The following is a 22,791-nucleotide window of genomic DNA, read 5'->3' as shown; positions in this document are numbered from 1 at the left end:
GACCTCTTCAGAAAGAGAAATTCTTCAATGCATCCGGCATGCCTTGCGCCATCGCAGCCTGCTCCTTGGCGGCATACGTGGCGGCATCCCAGACTTCGAAATGGCTGCCCATGCCGAGCAGCATCACTTCCTTGTCCAGCAGGGCGGCGCTGCGCAATTCCGGTGCAATCAGCACGCGGCCGGCGCCATCCATATCCACGTCGGCGGCATTACCGAGAAAAATCCGCTTCCACCAGTGGGCGTCCATCGGCAGTGCGGCAATGCGACCGCGAAAGACTTCCCACTCTGGCCGGGGAAAGAGCAGCAGGCAGCCGTCCGGGTGCTTGGTCAGCGTCACCCGGCCCTCGGCCTGCGTTTGCAGCGCTTCGCGATACCGGGCCGGAATGGACATCCGCCCCTTGGCATCCAGCGACAGCGCCGATGCTCCCTGAAACAAGCTCGTTCCCCCGGTAACCGCCGACGTCTGGCGTCGTTGGCATGTCGATTCGTCTCGTGTGAAACCGTCTCGTCACGCGCAAATGATCGCAGACACAGTCGTGTTAATCACACAAAAATACACTTCCTCACACTATTTCCCACTTTAGAGGAAGCGTTTTGGCCGGTCAAGGCTCGCCATGGGGCAAGAAAAGGGATTTTTTTAATCAGAACAAAGACTTAGCGCGCCAACTTCACGCACCGTAAACGTGAATCCCTAATGAAATGAAGAACTTGGGGAAGAAAGCAGAGAAACCACCTGAGAACCAGCGAGGGAATACTGCCGACAGCGCGGTCTGCAATCAGTTCCGCGCCGTGGTGAAGGATACAACGTTTTGCTTTGAGCCTCGGCGGGACGGGGGCTGGCGGCGATTTCGGCGGACCGCCGCGATAAAGCGGCGCGGTCTTCCGATAATCGCGTGGGACATGAAATGGCAACGCCCGCTTTTACCTGCGAGGCGCGATGCCGAAAATGGCAGCGCGCAATATCAGATGCGGTAGGCGGTGGAGGTCATGACTTTGGACGCTACGCGCATCAGCGCCCGCACCGGTCCGGGCAGCGGCACCCCGCCGGCCGCGCGAGCGGCATCGCCGTGGCGGACTTCGTCATCGCGCATCTGCTCCAGAATGGCGCGCGACCGTCCATCGGCTTCGGGCAGGCGATCGAGGTGTCCGTTCAGATGATGTTCGACCTGGCGCTCGGTCTCGGCCACAAAGCCAAGGCTCACGCGGTCGCCCGCACGGCCGGCCAGCACGCCGATGGCAAAGGCGCCGGCGTACCACACCGGATTCAGCAGACTCGGCCGCGAGCCCAGTTCGCGCAGGCGCTCCGCGCACCAGGCCAGATGGTCTTCTTCTTCCTGCGCGGCGGTATCCATTTGCGCGCGCACCTGCGCGCTGCGCGCGGTCAGCTTCTGCGCCTGGTACAGGGCCTGCGCGCAGACCTCGCCGACATGGTTGACGCGCATCAGTCCGGCCACGTGGCGACGCTCATCGGCGCTCATCCCTTCTGTGTCCGGGGCAAGCCGATCGGCGGGATTGGCTCGGCCGGCGCGCGTGGCACCGGCGATCGCGCGCAATGCGACATCGAATTCTCGAATCAACGTATCCATGCGTGTCAGTCAATAAGCGGCAAACGCCCGGCGCGCATGCCCCACTCTGGAGTAGGGGTCCGCCTCTAGCGTGCCTCGGGATTTCCCGCATTGTACCTGCGCCGCTTTGTGCAGGTCGGCCACGCCCGCGGCGAAAGCGCGCTGGCGCTACGGCCGGGTACTCAAAAACCCTGAGTTGTGAAAACAAGACAAGACGTTTACCTGAGGGTCAAAAGAAGTTCGCTTTTGCTAGAGTGATCGGCAGCTTCCAAGGAAGTCAAGCACGGAAGGATGTAGAGGGCTGACAGGAGGTCCTTCCGCATAGCTTCAACTACTAATAATTCTTAAGTGGAGATCACCCAGCATGAAAAAATCGCTACTCGCGCTTGCCGCGATGAGCGCATTTGCCACTGCTGCAAATGCGCAGACGAGCGTGACGCTGTACGGCGTCGTCGACCTGCCGATCGAATACAACAACAATCTGGCACCCGGCTTCAACACCAATCCCGCCACATGGGGCCCGAACGGCCGCCCGCCCTCGCTGGCTGGCGGCGGCAGCCGCGTCGGACTGCAGACCGGCGGCGGCTTGTCCGGTTCGCGCTGGGGTCTGCGTGGCACCGAAGACCTGGGCGGCGGCCTGAAGGCGCTGTTCGTGCTGGAAAGCGGTTTCGGCCTTGACGATGGCAGGTCGCAGCAAGGCGGCCGTCTGTTCGGTCGTCAGGCATTCGTCGGCTTGCAGAGCGATACGTACGGCCGCGTGACGTTCGGCCGCCAGTACACGACCATGTTCGACATGTTCGCGAACTTCTCGCCGACCGGCTACGCGACGATTTATGAGCCGGTGGTGGCGCAGCTGGGCACCAACTTCCGCTCCGACAACACCGTCAAGTACACGGCCGTGGTTGGTCCGGTCACGGCCGAGGCGCACTGGAGCTTCGGCACGGGCGTGGCAGCCATCGGTCCGGTGCCGCTCGCCAATTCGGGCGCCGGTGAAACGCCGGGCAACTTCAACAACAACGCCGGCGGCGGCGCGGGCCTGCTTTACCTGAGCGGTCCGCTGGGCCTGACGGTGGCCTACGACGAATGGCGTCCGGCAATCACGATCGGCCAACCGGGCCGTTCGCGCAAAATCGGCGCAGCCGGCAGCTACACGTATGGCCCGGCCAAGCTGATGGCTGGCTACCGCTACGGCCGCACCACGGACAACGCGGGCGCCGAACTGCTGCGCGACAACTACTTCTGGTTGGGCCTGAACTATCAGGTGACGGCGCCGCTGGGCCTGACGCTGGCGTACTTCTACGACGACGTGAAGACGATGCGTGCGTCGTCGGCGTTTGCCGCCGACAATCCCAAGAACCCGTGGCAGATCAGCTTCGTGGCCGACTACAACTTCTCGAAGCGCACGGACGTCTACCTGACGGCTGGCTACGTGAAGAACTCGGGCCTGAACTTCGACACGTCGGCAGTGAGCTTTGCAAACGGCTACCCGCTGCAGCAAGGCAAGGACAGCCAGATCGGCGTGGCCGTCGGTATCCGCCACAAGTTCTGATCCGCGGCACGACTTGTCCTGATTTTGAAGGCGCCTTCGGGCGCCTTTTTTCATGCGCGTGAGCCATGTCTTAAGGGCTTCACCCCATCCAAGAAGTATGTCGCGCCCGACTAGAATGCCCTCAGACCGAAATACCGGCCGCCATCCCTCGGAGACCCTGTCATGCATCACCCCCGCCGACGCACCGTCGCACTGCTCCTGTCGCTCGCGCTGAGCCCGCTGGCCATCCAGGCGGCCCACGCCAGCGACGCGTATCCCGCCAGGCCGATCCGGCTGGTCGTGCCGTTTCCCGCGGGCGGCACCACCGACATCATGGCGCGCGCGGTGTCGGCCGAGCTATCGAAGCTGCCGGGATGGAACGTGGTGGTCGACAACAAGCCGGGCGCGGGCGGCAATATCGGCTCCGACATCGTGGCCAAGGCCGCGCCGGACGGCTACACGCTGTTGATGGGCACGGTTGGTACGCATGGCATCAACCAGTCGCTGTACGGCAAGCTGCCGTTCGACCCGATCAAGGATTTCGCGCCGATCACCGCCGTGGCGTCGGTGCCGAACGTGCTGGTGGTCAATCCCGCCTTCGCGGCGCAGAACAAGATCAATAGCGTCAACGACCTGATCGCCTACGCCCGTGCCAATCCGGGCAAGCTGAACATGGCGTCGAGCGGCAACGGCACGTCGATCCACCTGGCGGGCGAACTGTTCAAGACGCAGACCAAAACCTTCATGGTCCACTTCCCGTATCGCGGCAGCGGTCCGGCGCTGACCGATCTGACCGGCGGCACGATGCAGGTGATGTTCGACAATCTGCCGTCGTCGATGCAACTGATCAAGTCCGGCAAGCTCAAGGCGCTGGCCGTGACGAGCGCCAAGCCGTCGCCGGCGCTGCCGGGCATTCCGACCGTCGCCGCCGCGGCAAACCTGCCCACCTTCGAAGCCAGCTCGTGGTTTGGCCTGCTGGCGCCAGCGGGAACGCCGCCAGAGATCATCAACCGGCTCCAGCAGGAAGTTTCCAAGAGCCTGAACTCGCCCGCCGTGCGCGAGCGCTTGATGGCCCAGGGTGCGGACCCGGTCGGCAACACGCCCGAGCAGTTCGCCGCGTTCATTCGCGCGGAGCACATCAAATGGGCCAAGGTCGTGAAGGACTCGGGCGCCAAGGTGGACTAGCGTCAAACCACAAGGTGGTGCCGCCGCCAGCGCATATACTTGAGGCATCAAATGTTCGAACCTGCTCCATTACGATGCCCAATCCTTCCGCCGCCGGCAGTGCTGCCGATGTCCCGCCGGTCGATCTCGAAACGAGCGCCGGCGAGTCGGACCACGAGGCGTTGCGACTCTGGCTGCGCCTGCTGACCTGCACCACGCTGATCGAAGGCGACATCCGCTCGCGCCTGCGGCAGGAGTTCGCCGTCACGTTGCCGCGCTTCGACCTGATGTCGCAACTCGACCGTCACCCGGAAGGCCTCAAGATGGGCGAGCTGTCGCGCCGCATGATGGTAACGGGCGGCAATGTCACGGGCATCACCGACCAGTTGCAGCAGGAAGGCCTGGTCACGCGCGAAGCCCTGCCCACCGACCGTCGCGCCTTTCTGATCCGGTTGACGCCGGCCGGGCGGGAGGCGTTTTCGCGCATGGCGCGCGCGCATGAAAGCTGGGTGGAACAATTGTTCGCAGGGCTTGCCGAAACGGATCGACGCACGCTGTTTCGCGTGCTTGGCCGCCTGAAGACCAGCCTGACCACGCCATGATCTATCGTCCATTTCGTCTATTTAGCCCGCGGCCCATGCCAGCCGGCGCAGTCCGCGCGGCCGCCCTGGCCACCGTGACCGCAGTTGCCTTGACCGCCCTGGCGGCATGCAGCAGCGCACCGGCCGGCCCGCAGGTCACGCCGGTCAACGCCACCATCAAGCTTGGCCGCGTCACCGGGAAAACGTTTCTGTCGCGCGTGGATGTGCCGCAGGCCAGCAGCTATGGCGGCTATGGGGTTGGCGTTGGCGGAGTGGCCGGCGGCGGAGGCGGAGGCGGCGGTGTGGGAATGGGATTTTCGGTGGACCTGACGCGGCTGCTGAACCGTCAGCAACCGGCGCCGCAGATAGACCTGTACCAATACACGGTCAAGACACTCGATGGCACGGTGGCACAGGTCAATGGCCCGGCGGCGCCAGGCCTGGAAGCGGGCACGTGCGTGCGGCTGATTTATGCCGATGGCTCGACGCAGCCGCAAATGGCGCCGTCCAACGAATGCTGAATCGATCGGCGACGCGGTTAGCGTACGCCCTCCTGCGCGACGGGCCGGAGGGCGCGCGCGACGCCAGACGCTGAAGTCCCGTCAGGCCGCCTTGCGGCTGTCGCGCAATTCGCGGCGCAGGATCTTGCCGACATTGGTCTTCGGCAATTCGGTACGGAACTCGACGTACTTCGGCCGCTTGTAGCCGGTCAGGCGGTCCTTGCAGAACGCGATCACATCGGCTTCCGACAGCGCTGGATCCTTCTTGACCACGAACAGCTTCACCACCTCGCCCGAGTGCTGGTCGGGCACGCCCACCGCGGCCACTTCCAGCACGCCCGGGCATTCGGCCACCACGCCTTCCACCTCGTTCGGATACACGTTGAAGCCCGACACCAGAATCATGTCCTTCTTGCGGTCGACGATCTTGGTGTAGCCGCGCTCGTCCATCACGCCGATATCGCCGGTCTTGAAGAAGCCGTCGGGCGTCATGACCTTGGCCGTCTCGTCGGGGCGATTCCAGTAGCCGGCCATGACCTGCGGACCCCGCAGGCAGATTTCGCCAGGCTGGCCGAGCGGCAGTTCCTTGCCGTCGTCATCGCGGATCGACACTTCGGTCGAAGGCAGCGGCAGGCCGATGGTGCCCGAGAACGCGTCGGTATCGGTCGGGTTGCAGGTGGCCGACGGCGAGGTTTCGGAAAGGCCATAGCCCTCGATGATCGGGCAGCCGGTCTTGGCCAGCCAGTTCTTGGCCACGGCTTCCTGCACGGCCATGCCGCCGCCATTGGCCACGCGCAAACCCGAGCAATCGACCTTGCTGAAATCGGGATGGTTGAGCAGCGCGTTGTACAGCGTGTTGACCGCCGGGAACATGTTGAACTTGTACTTCTGCAGTTCCTTGATGAAGCCCGGAATATCGCGCGGATTGGGAATCAGGATGCTCAGGCCGCCGCTGCGCATGCCCAGCAGGCAGCAGACCGTGAGCGCGAAGATGTGATACAGCGGCAGCGCCGTGATCGTGATCACCTGATCGATATGCGCGCCCTTGGCCAGCGCCGGCTGCATCCATGCTTCGGACTGCAGAACGTTGGAGACGATGTTCCGGTGCAGCAGCGTCGCGCCCTTGGACACGCCCGTGGTACCGCCCGTGTATTGCAGGAACGCGATGTCGTCGGGGCCGGTGGTGACCGGCTTCAGTTCCATGCGCCGGCCTTCAGCCAGCACGTCGTTGAAGCGCACGCAGTTGGGCAGTTCCCACGCCGGCACCATCTTCTTGACGTTGCGCACGACGAAATTGACGATGGCGCCCTTCAGGCCGCCCAGCATGTCGCCCATGCTGGCCACCACGATATGCTTGACCGGCGTGGCGGGCAGCACCGCCTGTAACGTCGCGGCAAAATTCTCAAGAATGACGATGGCCTCGGCGCCGCTGTCCTTGAGCTGGTGTTCCAGTTCGCGCGGCGTGTACAGCGGATTGACGTTGACCACCACATAGCCGGCGCGCAGCACGGCAGCCAGGGCCACGGGGTACTGCAGCACATTGGGCATCATCAGCGCGACGCGCGCGCCGGGCCGCAGCCCGCGCGACTGCAGCCACGCGGCAAACTGGCGCGAAAGCTGGTCCAGTTCGCCATAGGTGATGGCCTTGTCCATGCAGATGAACGCGCGGCGATCGGCGTAGGTATGGAACGATTCCTCAAGCAACTGGGCCAGCGACCGGAACTGGCTGGCGTCGATTTCCGCGGGAACGCCTGCCGGATAGTGTTTCAGCCACAGCTTTTCCATACCGTCTCCTGAATTTCTGAATGATCGTTCGATTTTTTGGGAATGCTAAACGCGCGTGCCGCCCGAGCACAACCTGTTAGACGAAGTCCTCCACGAATTTCTCGGCGGAAACAGTGGATTATGCGCCACGCGCGGCGCGCTTCAAGGGAATACCCTGACCGTTCCGCGCCAGGTCGGGTCGGCCGCGAGCGGCGCGCAGCCGCATGGGCAACGTCTGCGCCCGCCGTTCCGTGCGGCTCAGATCGGCAGCACCAGCTTCATCATGTTGTGCGCGAGCTCCTGGGCCAGCGCCTCCGGATCCATACGTCCCGGCTCGTGCCACGTGTACATGAAGCCGACCACCCCGCCGATCGTATGCGCCGTCACGCGCGCATCGCCAAATGCAAACACGCCGGCGGCGCGGCCTTCTTCGAGCATCCCGTACAGATCGCGATAGAACTCGCGCGCCATGCTATTGAGCCAGGTCACGGTCTCGGGCTGCAGGTACTGGTTGTCGCGGAAGCTCAACGCGGCGGCCACATGGCAGCGCACGCAGCGGCGCGCCATTTCGAGCAGGCATGTGTGCAGGCGCTCGCGAATCGGCAGCGAAGGATCGGCGGTCTCGCGGATCACCGGCAGGCAGGTCTGCGCCGACTCCCGGCACAGGATGTCGAAAATCTCGTACTTGTCGGCAAAGTAGTAATAGACCGCCGGCTTGGTGACGCCCAGCGCGCGGCACAGGTCGTTCATCGTCATGCCCGGATAGCCCTTGGTGTAGAAAAGCTGGGCGGCGGTGTCGAGGATCTGGCGCCGACGCGCTTCCTGGCGCTCGGCAACGTGCGAGCGAGCCGGGCCGTCTTCGCTCAGCGTGGCGGCTTCGGTGGCGCGTGGCGGGTGACCTGTTTTTCGGGGAGCGTGCGACATGGGCGCCATTCTCGCACGCAGCGCGCGCGCCACCATCGGGGAAAGTCCCGCGTCCGGGCGTTCAGGGATGGGGTGCGGCGGACGCGGCGTCGGCGCCGCGCGCAGTCAGCGGCGTCACTTCGGTGGCGGGCGGCGCCAGCCTGCGCAGCGCGGCGTCGCGCTCGGCCGGCGGCAGGTCGCCAATGCGGCGTACGGCCGTATAAAACTTTTCCCAGTCGCCGCCCGACTGCGCCAGCAGCGCCGTGAACGCGGGCACCCATTGCTGATACGTGGCCACGGCAGCCAGATGGGCGTTGGTCAGCGGCTGGTCGAACCAGCGATCGTATCCGGTGTAGCCGCCCCACTCCGTCTTCAGCGCCGCATAGTCGTGACGCAGGCCGTCGAAGATGCGCGCCTTGCCCTCGCGCTTGGCCGCGTCGTCGAGCGGCGACTTGTACAGCGTCACCAGCTTGTCGCGCGTGCTCAGCAGCATCGCGCGGAACTGGCGACGCCGGGCATCGTAGATCGCGTAGCTGGCCCGTGCATCGGGCGAACCGTCCTGTGCCAGCCAGCGCTGCACGCCGGCCGTTTCCACGGCGGTGGCAAACGACTCGTTGAACGCGGTGTCGTTGCGCACGTAGACCACCTGATGCGCTAGCTCGTGGAAGATCAGACGCGCCAGCTCGCCCTCGGGCTGGTAGACGAACGTGTTCAGCAGCGGATCGTCAAAGTAGCCGAGCGTCGAATAGGCGGGAATGCCTGCGACATAAGCTTCCAAACCGTCATGCCGCAGGTTTTGGGCGTAATGCTGCGCGTCGTTCTGGTCGTAGTAGCCGCGGTATGTGATGCAGCCGACGATCGGAAAGCACCATTTGCGCAGTTCCATCGACAGCTCCGGCGTGGCAAACACGCTCCACACCACATAGGGCCGATGCAGATTGGCATAGCGCCGATAGCTGCCATTGTCGGGCAGCTTCAGTTCGCGTGAGGCGTAGTCGCGGATGCGGCGCGCCAGTTCCAGCCGGCTGGCCAGCTTGACGTCGTGCGCGCCGTTGGCCGTCGCGATGGCGTCGTCAAGCGACTGCGCGCGCGACATCACGCCAAGGTGTCCGCCGATCGACTGGTAGTAGTAGCCGACCGTATCGCAGCCGGCCGCCAGCAAAACCGCGGCAAGCATCGCCACGATGCCTGCCATGCGTCGGCGGCGCGGCCTGCGGATCATGACGCCAGCGTCTCGGACCGGACCGCCTCCACTTCCACGAGGCAGTCATAGAACACCGGCGCGCGGCCGAGGTCGGTCAGGCGCTGGCTGGTCAGCTCGTTGGCGTTCTTGCCGTCGGGCGCGAGCTTCTTCCACCAGATCGACAGACCGACAACCAGCCCCTGGCGGGCGCGATCGGTCACGCGGGCGCGCGCCTGCATGCTGCCGCGATCATTGAACGCGCGCACCATATCGCCGTGCACGATGCCGCGCGCGGCGGCGTCGGCCGGATGGATGTCCAGATGCGGTTCGCCTTCGGTGGCGCGCAGGCTGTCGACATTGACGAACGAGCTGTTCAGGAAGTTGCGCGCGGGCGGGGAAATCATCGCCAGCGGGTAGCGTGCCGCCAGTTCCGGCGCGGATGCCGGCGCTTCGTAGGGCGGCAAATAGGCGGGCACGGGATCAAGGCCATCGCGCGCCATCGCTGCCGAATAAAACTCGCACTTGCCCGACGGCGTCGGGAAGCCGCCCTGGGCAAACGGCGCCGCGCCGATATTCAGTTTCTGCCAGCCGCGCGCCTTCAGCGAATCCCAACTGATGCCCTCGGCACGGCTGTCATTGCGAAGAATGGCCTGGTCGGCGATGGTTTCGTCGCTATCGGCAAAGCACGGATCGGTGAAGCCCATGCGCGCAGCCAGGCGGCGAAAGATCTCGGTGTTCGGCAACGCCTGGCCAAGTGGCGCCACCGACTGGTTGTTGGCCAGGAAATAGGTGTGGCCGTAGGCCTTGTGCACGTCGATGTGTTCGAGCTGGGTAGTGGCGGGCAGCACGATATCGGCATAGTCCGCGGTATCGGTGCGGAAGTGTTCGAGCACCACCGTAAACAGGTCCTCGCGCGCAAACCCTTGCGCCACCTTGACCGATTCCGGCGCCACGGCCACCGGGTTGCTGTTGTAGACCACCACGGCCTCGATCTTGGGACCGTTGCCACCAGTGCCGTCGTCGAGCAGCGCGTCGCCGATGGTGCTCATGTTGACGGTGCGCGGCAGCTTCGGCCAGCTCGGCAGCAGGTCTGGGCGTTGCAGCGCGGCGGTATCGACCGGAAAGAAACCCGACGTCGACAATTGCAGACCGCCGGCAGCATGGCGCCACGCGCCCACCAGCGACGGCAGCGACGCCACCGCGCGTACCGCCTGACCGCCGCCGCGCACGCGCTGCACGCCGTAGTTGAGACGAATGGCGACGGGCTCGCGTTCCTTGATCGCCAACTGTCCGTAGAGACCGGCGAGCCATTCGATATCCTCGACGGCCACGCCGCAGATCTGCGCCGCGCGCGCCGGCGGGAATTCCATCGCGCGCTCGCGCAGCGCGTCGAATCCGATCGTGTGCTGCGCGATGTAGTCGTGGTCGAGCAGATCGTCGCGGATCAGGATATGGATCATCGCCAACGCCAGCGCGCCATCGGTGCCGGGCATCGGCGCGATATGCCGGTGGCACTTTTCGGCCGTCAGGGAACGGTACGGATCGATCGCCACCAGCGTAGCGCCGCGGCGCTTGGCTTCCTGCGCGCGCGTCCAGAAGTGCAGGTTCGACGCAATCGGGTTGCCGCCCCAGATGAGGATCAGCTTCGCATCGGCCACATGCTCGATGTCCATGCCGACGCTTGCGCCGTAGGTGTAGCGCAGCGCCGTGGCGCCGGCGCTGGCGCAGATCGTGCGATCGAGCAACGACGCGCCGAGCTTGTGGAAAAAGCGCGCCGCCATGCTTTCGCCCTGCACCAGTCCCATCGTGCCGGCGTAGCTGTACGGCACGATCGCCTCGGGGCTGCGCGCGGCGATGGCCGACAGGCGCTGCGCGATCTCGTCGAGCGCTTGGTCCCAGGAGATCGGCTCGAACTTGCCTTCGCCCTTCTTGCCGACGCGGCGCAACGGCGTGAGCAGGCGATCCGGGTGATACGTGCGTTCGGTATAGCGCGACACCTTGGTGCACAGCACGCCCTGGGTGCCGGGATGCTCCGGGTCGCCCGCCACCTTGACGGCGCGGCCATCCTCGACGGTGACGAGCAGCGCACAGGTATCGGGACAATCGTGGGGACAGGCGGCACGGACAATGCGGGTGGCCATGGTGGTATCGGCAGGCAATGGGGCTGTGGGGGGCGCCCGGTACGGGCATGGAGGCGGGCGGATGGCCCCGCGCGCTGGTCATTGAACCGACTGTGGCGCAGCGGCCTCGGCCGAACATGCCGGACCGGGAGAAAGTGTTTGAGTCCGATTGTATTCGATTATGATGTGCCGGCGCAGTCCGGCCCCGGCCGCACTGCCCGGCTTGCGGGCCGGGGTCCCCGCACCGGCGCCAGACCGGATCGGGACGCACGGTCCGAAAGCAGCACAGAAGCAACAAGAAACGTTTTACGGATTTTTGACGGGGATTCACATGGGTTTCACAACTGGGGTCAAGCGCCGGCAAGTGGTCGGCGCGATGATGGCGGCCGCGCTGGCCGCGACGGGCGTGCCGGGCGTCGCGCTGGCCGCCAACACGACGGCAGGCGAAGCGGGCGTTACCGCCGACACCATCGTACTGGGCCAATCGGCTGCGCTGACCGGCCCCACGGCCGTGCTGGGCGAGCAGATGAACGCAGGCGCGCGCCTCTACTTCGATTTCATCAACGGCCAGGGCGGCGTGTTTGGCCGCAAGATCGAACTCAAGGCGCTCGACGACATGTACGAGCCCGACGAGGCGATCAAGAACACCAAAAAGCTGATCGAGGAAGAACGCGTTTTTGCGCTGTTCGGTTATGTCGGCACGCCCACCAGCCAGGCGGTGTTGCCGATGATCAACCAGGCGCGCGTGCCGTTCTTCGCCCCGTTCACCGGCGCCCAATCGCTCCGCCAGCCGCAGAGCCGCTACGTGTTCCATGTGCGCGCCGGCTACGACGAGGAAACGGCCGCTATCGTGCGCCAGATCCGCACGACCGGCCTGAAGCGCGTCGCCGTGGTCTACAACGACGACGCCTATGGCCGCGCCGGCATCGCGGGGATCGAGCATGCGATCAAGTCGCTGCCTGCGGACAGCGGCGTGCAGCTCGTGGCACAGGAAAACGTGATCCGCAACACGGTTGAAATCGGCGACGCGATGCAGGGTGCCATGAAGGCCAAACCCGATGCGATCGTCATGATCAGCGCCTACCGCACCGTTGGCGCCTTCGTGAAGGAAGCGCTGCGCCGCGGCTACAGCGGACAGTTCTACAACGTGTCGTTTGTCGGCACGCAGGCGCTGGCCAAGGAAGTGGGCCCGCAAGGCAGCGGCGTGATCATTTCGCAGGTGATGCCGCATCCGGGCAATGCCACGCTGCCGGTGGTGCGCGAATATCTGCGGCTGCTGCAGGCTGCCGGCAAGCAGAACGACTTCGACTACGCCAGCATCGAGGGCTTCATCGCCGCCAAGGCGTTTGTCGAAGGACTGCGCCGCACCGGCAAGGACCTCACGCGCGAACGCTTTGTCAGCGCGATGGAAAGCATGCGCAACGTCGATCTCGGCGGCTTTATCGTCCAGTTCGGTCCGGACAACCACGTCGGCTCGAAGTTTGTCGAGATGACCATCATCAACTCGCGCGGCGTCGTGATCCGCTGAGTGATATGCAGCCAGCCCGCCCGTTCGTTCCCGGCAAAGGGAATGAGCGGGCGCGCCGGGTTCAGCTCATGTCGTTCAGGTGACACGCGGAAAACCGCAGCGGCGCGATTTCCCGCAACTGCGGCTGTTCGATCTTGCAGCGCGGCATCGCATGCGGACAGCGCGGGTGGAAATGGCAGCCCGGCGGCGGATTGAGCGGCGACGGGATTTCGCCCTTGATCGCGACGTACGTCTTCTTGCCCACCTCCAGCTTGGGCGCTTCGGCCAGCAGCGCCTGCGTATAAGGATGGTTCGGCGCGGAGAATACCTGCTCGGTCGGCGCCGATTCCACCACGCGTCCAAGGTACATGATCACCACGCGGTCGCTGATGTGCTTGACCACGCCGAGATCGTGGCTGATGAACAGGTAGGTCAGGTCCAGCTCTTCGCGCAGCCGCATGAACAGGTTCAGCACCTGCGCCTGGATCGATACATCGAGCGCCGCGACCGATTCGTCGCAGACCAGAAATTCCGGCTTGACGGCCAGCGCCCGCGCGATGCCGATGCGCGCGCGCTGCCCGCCCGAAAACTGGTGAGGAAAACGGCGCAGGACGGTCGGGTCCATCCCGACGCGCACGAGCATGTCCTCGACATACGCCTGTTGCGCACGCTTCTCGACCATGCCGTGGACCACCGGCGCCTCGCCGACGATATCGAGCACGCGTAGCCGAGGATTCAGCGACGCATAGGGGTCCTGGAAAATCATCTGGATCGCCAGTTGCCGTTCGCGTCTTTTCTCCGGCGGCAGCCGGTCCAGATCGGTGCCGCGCCAGAAGCGCTCGCCCTCGGTCAGCGTGTGCAGGCCGACCACCATGCGTCCCAGCGTGGATTTGCCGCAGCCCGATTCCCCGACCAGTCCGACCACTTCGCCCGCACGGATCGCCAGGTCGACCTTGTCGACCGCGTGGACCACCTCGGTGCGCTGCTTCGCGCCAAACACGTTGGCGATCTTCGCGGCAACGTCGAGCGACTTGACGAAGCGCTTCGAGACGCCGCGCATTTCGAGCAAGGGCGCGGGCGGCATGGCCGTCTGCCCGGCCGGCGCGGTCGCGGCGCGTTCGGCGGCGGTATCAATCACCGTGGCGTTCATGCTGCCTCCTGCTGGACATGCACTGGATGGAAACAGCGCAACTGGCGACCGTCCGCGGAGATTTCCAGGGGCGGGTCGGTCTTGCAGACGTCCGTCGCATAGGGACACCGATTACGGAACGAACAGCCGCCGGGCAGGTTCAGCAGCGACGGCGTCATGCCCGGAATCTGCCGCAGCGGCGTGCCGCGCGGATTGCGCGACGGCGCCGAACCAATCAGTCCGTGCGTGTAGGGATGCTGCGGATGTTCGAGCACCTGGCGCACATCGCCCGACTCCACGATCTTGCCGGCATACATCACACAAACCTTGTCGGCCAGGCCCGCCACCACCGACAGGTCGTGCGTGATCCAGATCAGCGACGTCCCCGATTCACGGCATAGCGTTTGCATCTCGTAAAGAATCTGGCCCTGGATGGTCACGTCGAGCGCGGTGGTCGGTTCGTCGGCGATGATCAGGTCGGGCTTGTTGAGCAAGGCGATGGCGATCGCCACGCGCTGCCGCATGCCGCCGGAAAACTGATGCGGATACGCCAGCAGCCGCTCGTCCGGCGATGGAATCCCGACGCGCGCCAGCGCATTGCGCGAGCGCTCGCGCGCGACGGCCTTGCTGACGTTATCGTGCGCGCGCACTGCTTCCATCATTTGCGTATCGATGCGCAGGACCGGATTCAACGTCATCATCGGATCCTGGAAGATCATCGCCACGCGATTGCCCCGCACGTCGCGCTGTTGCGCAGGCGTCAGCGCACGCAGGTCGCGCGTCACGCCGTCGCGGCTGGTCAGCGCGATACGGCCATCCACGACCTTGCCCGGTGCGTCGATCAATCCCATGATCGAATAGCCGGTCATCGACTTGCCCGATCCCGATTCGCCGACCAAACCGAGGATCTCGCCGCGACCCACCGTGAACGACACGTCGTCCACGGCCTTGGCCACGCCAGCGCGTGTAAAGAACTGCGTCTTCAGATGTTCGACGACCAGGGTTGGCTGCGTCATATTGGCTCCGTTCCGTGCCCGCGATTACTGGGTCTGCAAGCGCGGGTTCAGCACATCGCGCAACTGATCGGCCACGAGATTCATCGCGACGATGGTGACCACCAGCGCGATCCCGGGAAAGAAGCTGATCCAGTACCGGCCGGACAGCATGTACTGCTGGCCGTTGGCGATCAGCATGCCCAGCGACGGCTCCGTCACCGGCACGCCCAGGCCGAGGAACGACAGCGTCGCCTCGAGCGTGATCGCCGAGGCCACCTGCAGCGCGGCGATCACGATCAGCGGCGGCAGGCAATTGGGCAGCAGATGGCGAAACATGATGCGCTGCGGCGGCAGACCAAGACAGGTGGCCGCCTCGATGTATTCCTTGCGGCGTTCCACCAGCGCGGCGCTGCGCGTGGTGCGCGCGTAGTAGGCCCACTGCACGGCGACGAGGGCAATGACGATATTGCCGATGCCGGGGCGCAGGAATGCCAGCAGAATCAACGCCAGCAGGATGGGCGGAAACGACAGCTGCAGATCGGCCACGCGCATGATGAACGCTTCGACGCGACCGCCGACGAAGCCGGCCAGCAGGCCGAGCGTGGCGCCCAGAATCAGCGCCACCACGGTACTGAACACGCCCACGCCGATGCTGATGCGCAGGCCATACATGACGGCCGACAGCATGTCGCGGCCCTGCTCGTCGGTGCCGAGCAGATAGCGCACGCCATCGTCGCCCACCTCGCCCGGTGTGCGGAAGTTCTCCAGCGTGCTGATGGTCGACAGATCGTACGGATTCTGCGGCGAAATCAGCGGCGCAAAGATGGCAATCAGCAGGATCGCCACCAGCACGACCAGCCCAAGCACGGCGAGCCTGCTTTCGAAGAACTGCCGGACGAAGCGCCGGAATGGCGTCTGTTCCTTGACTGTCTTGGCCGGCGCGGCGGCTTCCTGCGATGCGGTGGAAGTGCTCATGGCTCAGCCCTTGTTGTCGGCGATGCGCACGCGCGGATCGAGCATGCTGTAAATGATGTCCACCACGAGGTTGATCAGGATGAACAGCGTCACGATCACCATCAGGTAGGCGACGATCACGGGCCGGTCCAGCAACTGGATCGAGTCGATGATCAGTTTGCCCATGCCAGGCCACGCGAAGATCGACTCCGTGACGATGGCAAACGCGATGATCGAACCGAACTGCAGCGCGATAACGGTGACGATCGGAATCAGGATGTTCTTGAGTACGTGCACGCCCACGATGCGCGCGTTGGACAGGCCCTTGGCGCGGGCAAACTTCACGTAGTCCTGCAGCATGGCCTCCTGCGCGCCCGCGCGCGTCAGGCGAATCACCATCGCGATATTCAGCAGCGACAACGTGACGGCCGGCAGGATCAGGTGGCGAATGCCGTCGACCGTAAGAAAACTCAGCGGCACGCCCAGCACGCTGACGGTCTCGCCTCGTCCGTTTGACGGCAGCCAGCCAAGCTGCACGGCAAACACCATGATCAGCATCAGTCCCACCCAGAACGTGGGCAGCGAGAACCCCAGGATCGACACGGTCATGATGGTCTTGCCCGCCACGCCATTCGGCCGCAGGCCGGCCCAAAGCCCGAGCGGAATGCCCAGCACGATGGCCAGCAAGATGGCGCAGACGGCCAGTTCCATCGTCGCCGGCATGCGCTCGAAGATCAGCTTGAGCGCCGGCGTGCCATGCGCGAACGACGTGCCGAGGTTACCGTGCAGGGCGTTTTGCAGGAATATCCAGTACTGCTCCCAGAGCGGCTTGTCCAGGCCGAGCGCCGCGATGGTGCGCTTGATGTCTTCCTGATCCGCCTGCGGGCTGATCAGGATGTCGACCGGGTTGCCGATGGCAAAGACGCCGAGGAACACGAGCAGCGACATGACCAACAGCACAACCACGCTCTGCATCAGACGCCGAATGATGAAGACCAGCATTTTTCAGACGCTATCCTTTCGCTGACCGCCGCGAAGGCGGTCGGCGTGTTCGCGATCCCACGCGCACGTCGCGGAAGATTCGCCCCGACCCGCCGTCCGGGCCGGGGCCGCGATCATACCGGAGCCGGCGCATGACGCGCCCGGCGCCGCATTGCCTGAAGGCCAGCCCGTCCCGGGGCCGGCTGACTGCCGCTGGCTTACTGCGGCTTGAAGTTGTGCGCGTAGGTACGCTCGTCCGTGCGCGGCACATAGGTGATGCCCTTCTGCGTGGCCCACGTAGTGACCTGATGATGGACCGGGATGATGCCGCCGTCCAGGATGGCGATGGCGGTGGCCTCCTGCAGCAGTTTGGAGCGCTCGTTGTCATCGACCGTGGCCAGCGCCTTTTCCAGCACCGCGTCCATCTTCGGATTGCAGTACTCGCCCCAGTTGGTGGTGCCAAAGCCCTTCTTCGAGTCCTCGCACGCCAGCAACGCACGCAGCGGCGAACTGACTTCACCGGTCTGCGCGCCCCATCCGACCAGCCCGAACGACCATTCGTGGCGGATTGCCTTCGACGAATACGTGGCCATCGGCATACCCTCCACCTTCGTATTGATACCGATACGGGTGAGGTTCTGCGCGATCGCCTGGGCAATCTTCTCGTCGTTGACGTAGCGGTTGTTCGGCGTATGCAGCGTCAGGCCGAAACCGTTCGGATAGCCCGCATCGGCCAGCATTTTCTTGGCCGCTTCCGGGTCGTACTTGAGCGTCTTGAGCGCGGGATTGTGGCCAAACATCGTCGGCGGGACGAGGTTGTTGGTCGGCTCGGACAAGCCTTCCATCAGGCGATCCTTGATGCCCTGACGATTGATGGCGGTGCTGATGGCGATGCGCACGCGTGCATCCTTCAGCGGATTCTTGTCCATCGGCTGGCCGTCCTTCGTCGTGACAAACGGCGACTTGTCGCGCTTGGTGTCGAAGTACAGATAGATCACGCGATGGGAAATCTTCGAGAAGAACGACAGCTTGGGATCGTTGCGCACTTTCGGCAGATCCGGCGTCGGGACGTTCTCGATGGCCTGCACATCGCCGGACAGCAACGCGGCCAGGCGCGTGGCCGGATTCGGGATGAAGCGCAGCGTCACCTTCTCCCACGCAGGCTTGGGCCCCCAGTAGTCGGGATTCCTGACCAGCTCGACCCGGTCGTCACGCGCATAGCTGACGAACTTGAAGGGACCCGTGCCGATCATGCCCTTGCCCTGCGCGAAATCGTCCGAAGACAGTCCTTGCGTGGCTTTCTTCTGCACCATGAAGACCGATGTCAGGTCGTTCAGCATCAGCGGATACGGCTGATTGGTGGTCAGCTGGATCGTGTACTTGTCGATGATCTTCTTGTTGATGATCGCCTTCGTATACACATCGAACTTGCCGGGACTATTGACGATCGTGGCGGGACGATCGAGCGACCACGCGATGTCCTCGGTGGTCAGTTCGGTGCCGTCATGCCACTTCACGCCCTTGCGGATCTTGAATTCCCAGGTGAGGTTGTTCACCAGCTTCCACGATTCGGCCAGACCAGGAATCACACGGCTGTCCGGATCGAGCTTGATCAGCGTATCGAACACGTGCTCGGACACATTGATGTTCGAGAACAGGTTGTAGAAGTGCGGATCCATCGAGGTCGGCGGCGAACTCATGGCGATCTTCAGATCCGCCGCATGCGCCGGCACAGCCAGACCTAGGCCGAGGACACCGGTCAGCAGGACGGCGCCCACCGTCTTGCCGACAACCTTCTTGAAGTGACGAAGGGACATCGCGCGATTCTCCCTGTGGGAATGCTTGAAATGACGTTTAGGATCAACCGCGTTTATCGCCGGTGCCATAACGGATTCGGCCGCATTTTGGTGCGGCGTTCCGCAAGGCAGCGTAGCGCGCGGCAGGCCGGGCACTTCAAGCATGAACTGTTCCAGCACTGCCAGTCGGCCGCCATGCGGGGAAACCCACCCGCGCAGAATAGGGCGCGCAATGCTGCGCCGCGACACACATTGCCCCCCGAGGGCAAGCTGCGGAAGGGCGTCGCGCGTGGCGGCTGGGTAGCGGAGGGTGACTGCGCTGGAGCGGCTTGCGGCGAATTGTGGCGACATCGAACGGCCTGGGGCGGCGCGCGGCCGTGCACGTCCGACCTGGCCGCGCGCCATCGACAACGCCTGGGTTTTGGCGCGCGATGGATAGCCGTCGTATGATCCCGATATTCCAATGCCCCAATTGCCCGGACTGGCATCATGAAGCTCATCCCCGAAATCCTGCAGGCGCAAGCCGAAATCCGAACCCTTCGCCGCGATATCCACGCCCATCCCGAACTCTGCTTCCAGGAACAGCGCACCGCCGATCTTGTGGCGAAAAGCCTCGAATCGTGGGGCATCGAAGTCCATCGCGGGCTTGGCACAACGGGACTCGTCGGCGTGATCCGCAACGGCAAGGGATCGCGCAGCATCGGCCTGCGCGCCGATATGGACGCGCTGCCGCTGCAGGAAGCCAACACCTTCGGCCATCGTTCGCAGCACGACGGCAAGATGCATGCTTGCGGTCATGACGGACATACCGCCATGCTGCTCGGCGCCGCGCGCTATCTGGCCGAGCACCGCAACTTCGACGGCACCGTGAACCTGATTTTCCAGCCCGCCGAGGAAGGCGGCGGCGGTGCGCGCGAGATGATCAAGGACGGATTGTTCGAGCGCTTTCCGTGCGACGCCGTCTTCGGCATGCACAACTGGCCCGGCATGCCGGTGGGAGCCTTCGGCACAACGGCCGGCCCGCTGATGGCGTCGAGCAACGAATTCAAGATCGTGGTGCGGGGCAAGGGCGCGCACGCGGCCATGCCGCACAACGGTTGCGATCCTGTCTTTACCGGCGCGCAGATCGTGTCGGCATTGCAAGGCATCATCACGCGCAACAAGCGCCCGATCGACACTGCTGTCATTTCCGTCACGCAGTTCCACGCGGGCGATGCGACAAATATCGTGCCGAATGAAGCGTGGCTCGGCGGCACGGTGCGCACCTTCACCGTGCCTGTGCTGGATCTGATCGAGCGTCGCATGGAAGAAGTGGCGCGCGCCGTGGCCCAGGCATTCGATTGCACCATCGATTTCGAATTTCATCGCAACTATCCGCCGACGATCAACAACAGCGCCGAGGCGCAGTTTGCAATCGATGTGGCCGCGGAGGTGGTTGGCGCATCGAATGTCGACGGGAATGTCGAGCCGACGATGGGCGCGGAAGATTTCTCCTTCATGCTGCAGGAAAAGCCCGGCTGCTATCTGTTTATCGGTAACGGCGAGGGGTCGCACCGCGAGGCCGGTCACGGCATGGGACCGTGCATGCTTCACAATCCCAGCTACGATTTCAACGACGAACTGCTGCCGGTGGGCTCGACGTTCTTCGTAAAGCTGGTGGAGAAATGGCTGGCGCCTGCGTGATGCGGCGACGCGATCTGTTCCGCTGAAATCCACGCCGCACGATGACTCACACGCAACTGGACGATGCTACCGCGACCCGATTCGCGGAAGTCGCGCTCGAGAATATCGTGCGGCCGTATCCGTACAAGGTCGACCATCTGATGGTGAGCGAGGAGGACCTGTCCACGCCCACCGTTGCGCATCCGGTCTTTTACGGCAGCTACGATTGGCACTCGTCGGTCCATATGCATTGGCTGCTGGTCAGACTGCTGGCGCTACGCCCGCATCTGTCTATCGCCAAGCGGATTCGGGAAACGCTGACCGCGCGGCTGCGGGCCGACGCCATTGCAGTGGAGCTTGCCTACTTCGAGCGCGCGTCGTCGCGCACCTTCGAGCGGCCTTATGGCTGGGCCTGGATGCTTCGCCTTCAGGCCGAAATGTCTTCGCTGGCCGAACGCGATGGCGAGGCCGCGGCTTGGGCCGACGCCTGCGCGCCGCTGGCCCATCATCTCGCGCAGCGGCTGCACGACTACATCGAAACGGCAACCTTTCCTATTCGCACCGGGACGCACTTCAACAGCGCTTTTGCATTGGTGATGGCGTTGTCTTACGCGAAGATCGGGCATCATCCCGCCTTCCGCAAGGCAATCGTACGCCGCGCGCATCGCTGGTTTGGACACGATCAACGCTACCCGGCGCGGTACGAACCAGGCGGCGATGAATTCCTGTCGGGCGGCCTGATGGAGGCGGTGCTGATGCGTCTGATCTCCAGCGAGGAGGCGTTTGCCGAGTGGTGGGAGCTGTTTGCGCCTGCCCAGGCCGAGATGGGAACCTGGCTCACGCCAGTGGAAGTTGCCGATCGGACCGATCCGAAAATGTCACATCTCGACGGCCTGAACCTGTCGCGCGCCTGGTGCTGGAGGCTGCTTGCGCCATCGTTACCGCCCAAGCTGCAGGCGCTTGCGGTACGGGCATGGTCCGATCATCTGGAAGCATCGTTGCCGCAGGCCGTCGATGGTCATTACGTCGCCACGCATTGGCTGGCGACGTTTGCGCTGCTGGCGCTCGAGGATGAGCGAGCGGGTTGTGGATGACGCGGGCCGCTCCAATTCCCGTCAAATCCCGCTAAATTCTCTCAATCTAGGAAGATGTCGCCGTACCAAGCCTCGGCGCGGCTTTTAGTATTGTCGGTATCCGTCATCAATCCCACCGCAAGGATCTTGCCCGGTTCCGCGCCAAATGCCTTGCGGTAGTCGGCGCGCAGGTCACGCTCATGGCATCGCCATTCATTGGTATGGCGTGTGCCCGAGTCGACCACGATCATGCGGACACGATCGGTATGAGGATTGTTAAGGATGGTGCCAACCGGGCGCTTGCCGCCCCAGATGTACATCAGCGTTGCGTAGGGCATCTCGCGCCCGGTGGTGATTCGCGCCATTTCGTACATCAGTTGATCGCGTAGCGATAAAGAACTGCGATCCCCGTCGAATGCGACAAAGATACGTAACGGCGAATCCTCGCGATGGCTCACCGCATTGTCGGCTACGCGGATGACGTCGCGCGTCTTCCACATCCAGCTCAGCGAGCCTGGATCCCGCTGAATCAATGGAACATAGAGCCCGGAAGCAGAACCGTCCGCCTGCGCGTGCAACACCTTGCGTTGATCGACTTCCGTCAGCGAATAGCGTGTCGGCGTCTTGTTGCGATTGATGGTCCACGGTTGCCAGCCGATCGGGATCGGGGCGACTTCGGGCGATGTGGAAAATTGCGGCAGCTGGGTGAGCAGCGGCAGCAGTGGGACTTTCGGCTCGGTGTCGGCGCCATCGGCGCTGTCTGAGCCGACATCGTTATCCGAATCCGATGGCTGCAGGCGATTGGCCAATTCCAGCGGGTCCGGCGTGAAGTTGGACGTCTGAAGCGTTTTAGCGGCTTTTGCCGCGAACGTCGCGCAATTCCCATCGGAGACCGCAACCATCTGCGATGGATCCGTCGCTGTCATCGGCGAACTCGCGCAACCGGCGAGCGCGAGCGCGCTCAATGCATATGCCACTACTGGCCGAAACTTCGTGGCCATTTAACCCCCTGAACCCTGTTTCTCAACCCGTTCGTCGAATCCCAACATCCTGCGCGTCAGGCCTTTCGGCGCCGTAGCTTTGCTGTTGCAGAATGCATCGCGCTCACCTCAGTGACACGCTTGAGTGCGGACATTATCAGATGCGTATTTGGCCGGGAATGCTCGGCTACCCTGAATACAACAGAGAACAACCGAGATTTCAGGAGAGGGCCGGGTAGAGGCAGCAACCCGCCGATGTATGGCGGCGCTGTAAACCGCTCGCTCAAAAGCAAAACCCCCAAGCTTTTAGGGCTTGGGGGTTTTGGGGATAAGAGCCTGGCGATGACCTACTTTCACACGGGTAGTCCGCACTATCATCGGCGCAAAGTCGTTTCACGGTCCTGTT

Annotated in this window: 19 protein-coding genes; 7 read left to right on the top strand and 12 right to left on the bottom strand. The window is 64.0% G+C overall.

All coding sequences use genetic code 11. The features are described 5' to 3' along the window. Positions 1-7: 7 nt before the first annotated feature. Entirely contained in the window at positions 8-436 is a 429-nt protein-coding gene (mraZ, locus tag F7R19_RS04575) for a division/cell wall cluster transcriptional repressor MraZ (protein ID WP_061955256.1), read from the bottom strand. A 526-nt stretch (positions 437-962) separates the two neighbouring features. Continuing rightward, entirely contained in the window at positions 963-1,586 is a 624-nt protein-coding gene (gene coq7 / locus F7R19_RS04570) for a 2-polyprenyl-3-methyl-6-methoxy-1,4-benzoquinone monooxygenase (protein ID WP_150979506.1), read from the bottom strand. 343 nt (positions 1,587-1,929) lie between these two features. Here coq7 and F7R19_RS04565 point away from each other — a divergent pair, with 343 nt between their 5' ends. From F7R19_RS04565 to F7R19_RS04550, 4 genes are all read left to right on the top strand, one after another. After that, entirely contained in the window at positions 1,930-3,114 is a 1,185-nt protein-coding gene (locus F7R19_RS04565; protein ID WP_061955252.1) for a porin, read from the top strand. 162 nt (positions 3,115-3,276) lie between these two features. Beyond that, positions 3,277-4,278, top strand: coding sequence for a Bug family tripartite tricarboxylate transporter substrate binding protein (locus F7R19_RS04560; protein WP_061955250.1), 1,002 nt, complete (start codon positions 3,277-3,279; stop codon positions 4,276-4,278). A gap of 74 nt (positions 4,279-4,352) precedes the next feature. After that, the gene (locus tag F7R19_RS04555) at positions 4,353-4,859 is read left to right on the top strand and encodes a MarR family winged helix-turn-helix transcriptional regulator (protein WP_061955247.1); all 507 of its coding nucleotides are present in this window, start codon (positions 4,353-4,355) and stop codon (positions 4,857-4,859) included. Positions 4,860-4,894: 35 nt separating this feature from the next. Beyond that, positions 4,895-5,359: a hypothetical protein gene (locus F7R19_RS04550; RefSeq protein WP_223505848.1), complete on the top strand. Its 465-nt coding sequence runs from the start codon at positions 4,895-4,897 to the stop codon at positions 5,357-5,359. A gap of 81 nt (positions 5,360-5,440) precedes the next feature. Here F7R19_RS04550 and F7R19_RS04545 read toward each other — a convergent pair whose 3' ends face one another. The 4 genes from F7R19_RS04545 to F7R19_RS04530 form a co-directional block, all read right to left on the bottom strand. Continuing rightward, complete coding sequence (locus F7R19_RS04545) at positions 5,441-7,123, bottom strand: long-chain fatty acid--CoA ligase (protein ID WP_061955244.1); 1,683 nt, start codon at positions 7,121-7,123, stop codon at positions 5,441-5,443. A 237-nt stretch (positions 7,124-7,360) separates the two neighbouring features. Further along, positions 7,361-8,026 carry a TetR/AcrR family transcriptional regulator gene (locus F7R19_RS04540; RefSeq protein ID WP_200899109.1) on the bottom strand — a complete coding sequence of 222 codons (666 nt, stop codon included), beginning with the start codon at positions 8,024-8,026 and terminating at the stop codon, positions 7,361-7,363. Between the two features lie 61 nt (positions 8,027-8,087). After that, complete coding sequence (locus F7R19_RS04535; protein WP_150979505.1) at positions 8,088-9,227, bottom strand: aminopeptidase; 1,140 nt, start codon at positions 9,225-9,227, stop codon at positions 8,088-8,090. Then, positions 9,224-11,329 carry a molybdopterin-containing oxidoreductase family protein gene (locus F7R19_RS04530; RefSeq protein ID WP_150979504.1) on the bottom strand — a complete coding sequence of 702 codons (2,106 nt, stop codon included), beginning with the start codon at positions 11,327-11,329 and terminating at the stop codon, positions 9,224-9,226. The genes F7R19_RS04535 and F7R19_RS04530 overlap by 4 nt, the downstream gene beginning before the upstream one ends. Positions 11,330-11,639: 310 nt before the next feature. Here F7R19_RS04530 and F7R19_RS04525 point away from each other — a divergent pair, with 310 nt between their 5' ends. Beyond that, positions 11,640-12,836: an ABC transporter substrate-binding protein gene (locus F7R19_RS04525; protein WP_150979503.1), complete on the top strand. Its 1,197-nt coding sequence runs from the start codon at positions 11,640-11,642 to the stop codon at positions 12,834-12,836. Positions 12,837-12,897: 61 nt separating this feature from the next. Here the strand turns inward: F7R19_RS04525 and F7R19_RS04520 are convergent, their stop codons facing one another. From F7R19_RS04520 to F7R19_RS04500, 5 genes are all read right to left on the bottom strand, one after another. After that, a complete protein-coding gene (locus tag F7R19_RS04520) occupies positions 12,898-13,965 on the bottom strand; it encodes an ABC transporter ATP-binding protein (protein WP_150979502.1) in 1,068 nt (355 codons plus the stop codon). After that, positions 13,962-14,960 carry an ABC transporter ATP-binding protein gene (locus tag F7R19_RS04515; protein ID WP_150979501.1) on the bottom strand — a complete coding sequence of 333 codons (999 nt, stop codon included), beginning with the start codon at positions 14,958-14,960 and terminating at the stop codon, positions 13,962-13,964. Before F7R19_RS04515 ends, F7R19_RS04520 begins: the two co-directional genes overlap by 4 nt. Before the next feature lie 24 nt (positions 14,961-14,984). Beyond that, positions 14,985-15,914 (bottom strand): ABC transporter permease, encoded by a 930-nt coding sequence (locus F7R19_RS04510; protein WP_061960005.1) that lies wholly within the window; start codon positions 15,912-15,914, stop codon positions 14,985-14,987. Positions 15,915-15,917: 3 nt separating this feature from the next. Continuing rightward, entirely contained in the window at positions 15,918-16,895 is a 978-nt protein-coding gene (locus tag F7R19_RS04505; protein WP_061960006.1) for an ABC transporter permease, read from the bottom strand. Positions 16,896-17,092: 197 nt separating this feature from the next. Next, positions 17,093-18,691: an ABC transporter substrate-binding protein gene (locus F7R19_RS04500; protein ID WP_061960007.1), complete on the bottom strand. Its 1,599-nt coding sequence runs from the start codon at positions 18,689-18,691 to the stop codon at positions 17,093-17,095. A gap of 468 nt (positions 18,692-19,159) precedes the next feature. Between F7R19_RS04500 and F7R19_RS04495 the strand changes: the two genes are divergently transcribed. Beyond that, the gene (locus F7R19_RS04495) at positions 19,160-20,353 is read left to right on the top strand and encodes a M20 aminoacylase family protein (RefSeq protein WP_150979500.1); all 1,194 of its coding nucleotides are present in this window, start codon (positions 19,160-19,162) and stop codon (positions 20,351-20,353) included. A gap of 41 nt (positions 20,354-20,394) precedes the next feature. Further along, positions 20,395-21,426 carry a DUF2891 domain-containing protein gene (locus F7R19_RS04490; RefSeq protein WP_150979499.1) on the top strand — a complete coding sequence of 344 codons (1,032 nt, stop codon included), beginning with the start codon at positions 20,395-20,397 and terminating at the stop codon, positions 21,424-21,426. A 41-nt stretch (positions 21,427-21,467) separates the two neighbouring features. Here F7R19_RS04490 and F7R19_RS04485 read toward each other — a convergent pair whose 3' ends face one another. Beyond that, positions 21,468-22,406, bottom strand: a complete 939-nt coding sequence (locus tag F7R19_RS04485; protein WP_061960010.1) for a DUF3047 domain-containing protein — start codon at positions 22,404-22,406, stop codon at positions 21,468-21,470. Positions 22,407-22,791 lie beyond the last annotated feature (385 nt).

It is taken from the genome of Cupriavidus pauculus (genome assembly GCF_008801835.1).
GTDB classification, from domain to species: Bacteria; Pseudomonadota; Gammaproteobacteria; order Burkholderiales; family Burkholderiaceae; genus Cupriavidus; species Cupriavidus pauculus.
Note: the sequence above shows the minus strand (reverse complement) of the source record. Positions and strands in the feature narration are given on the sequence as shown.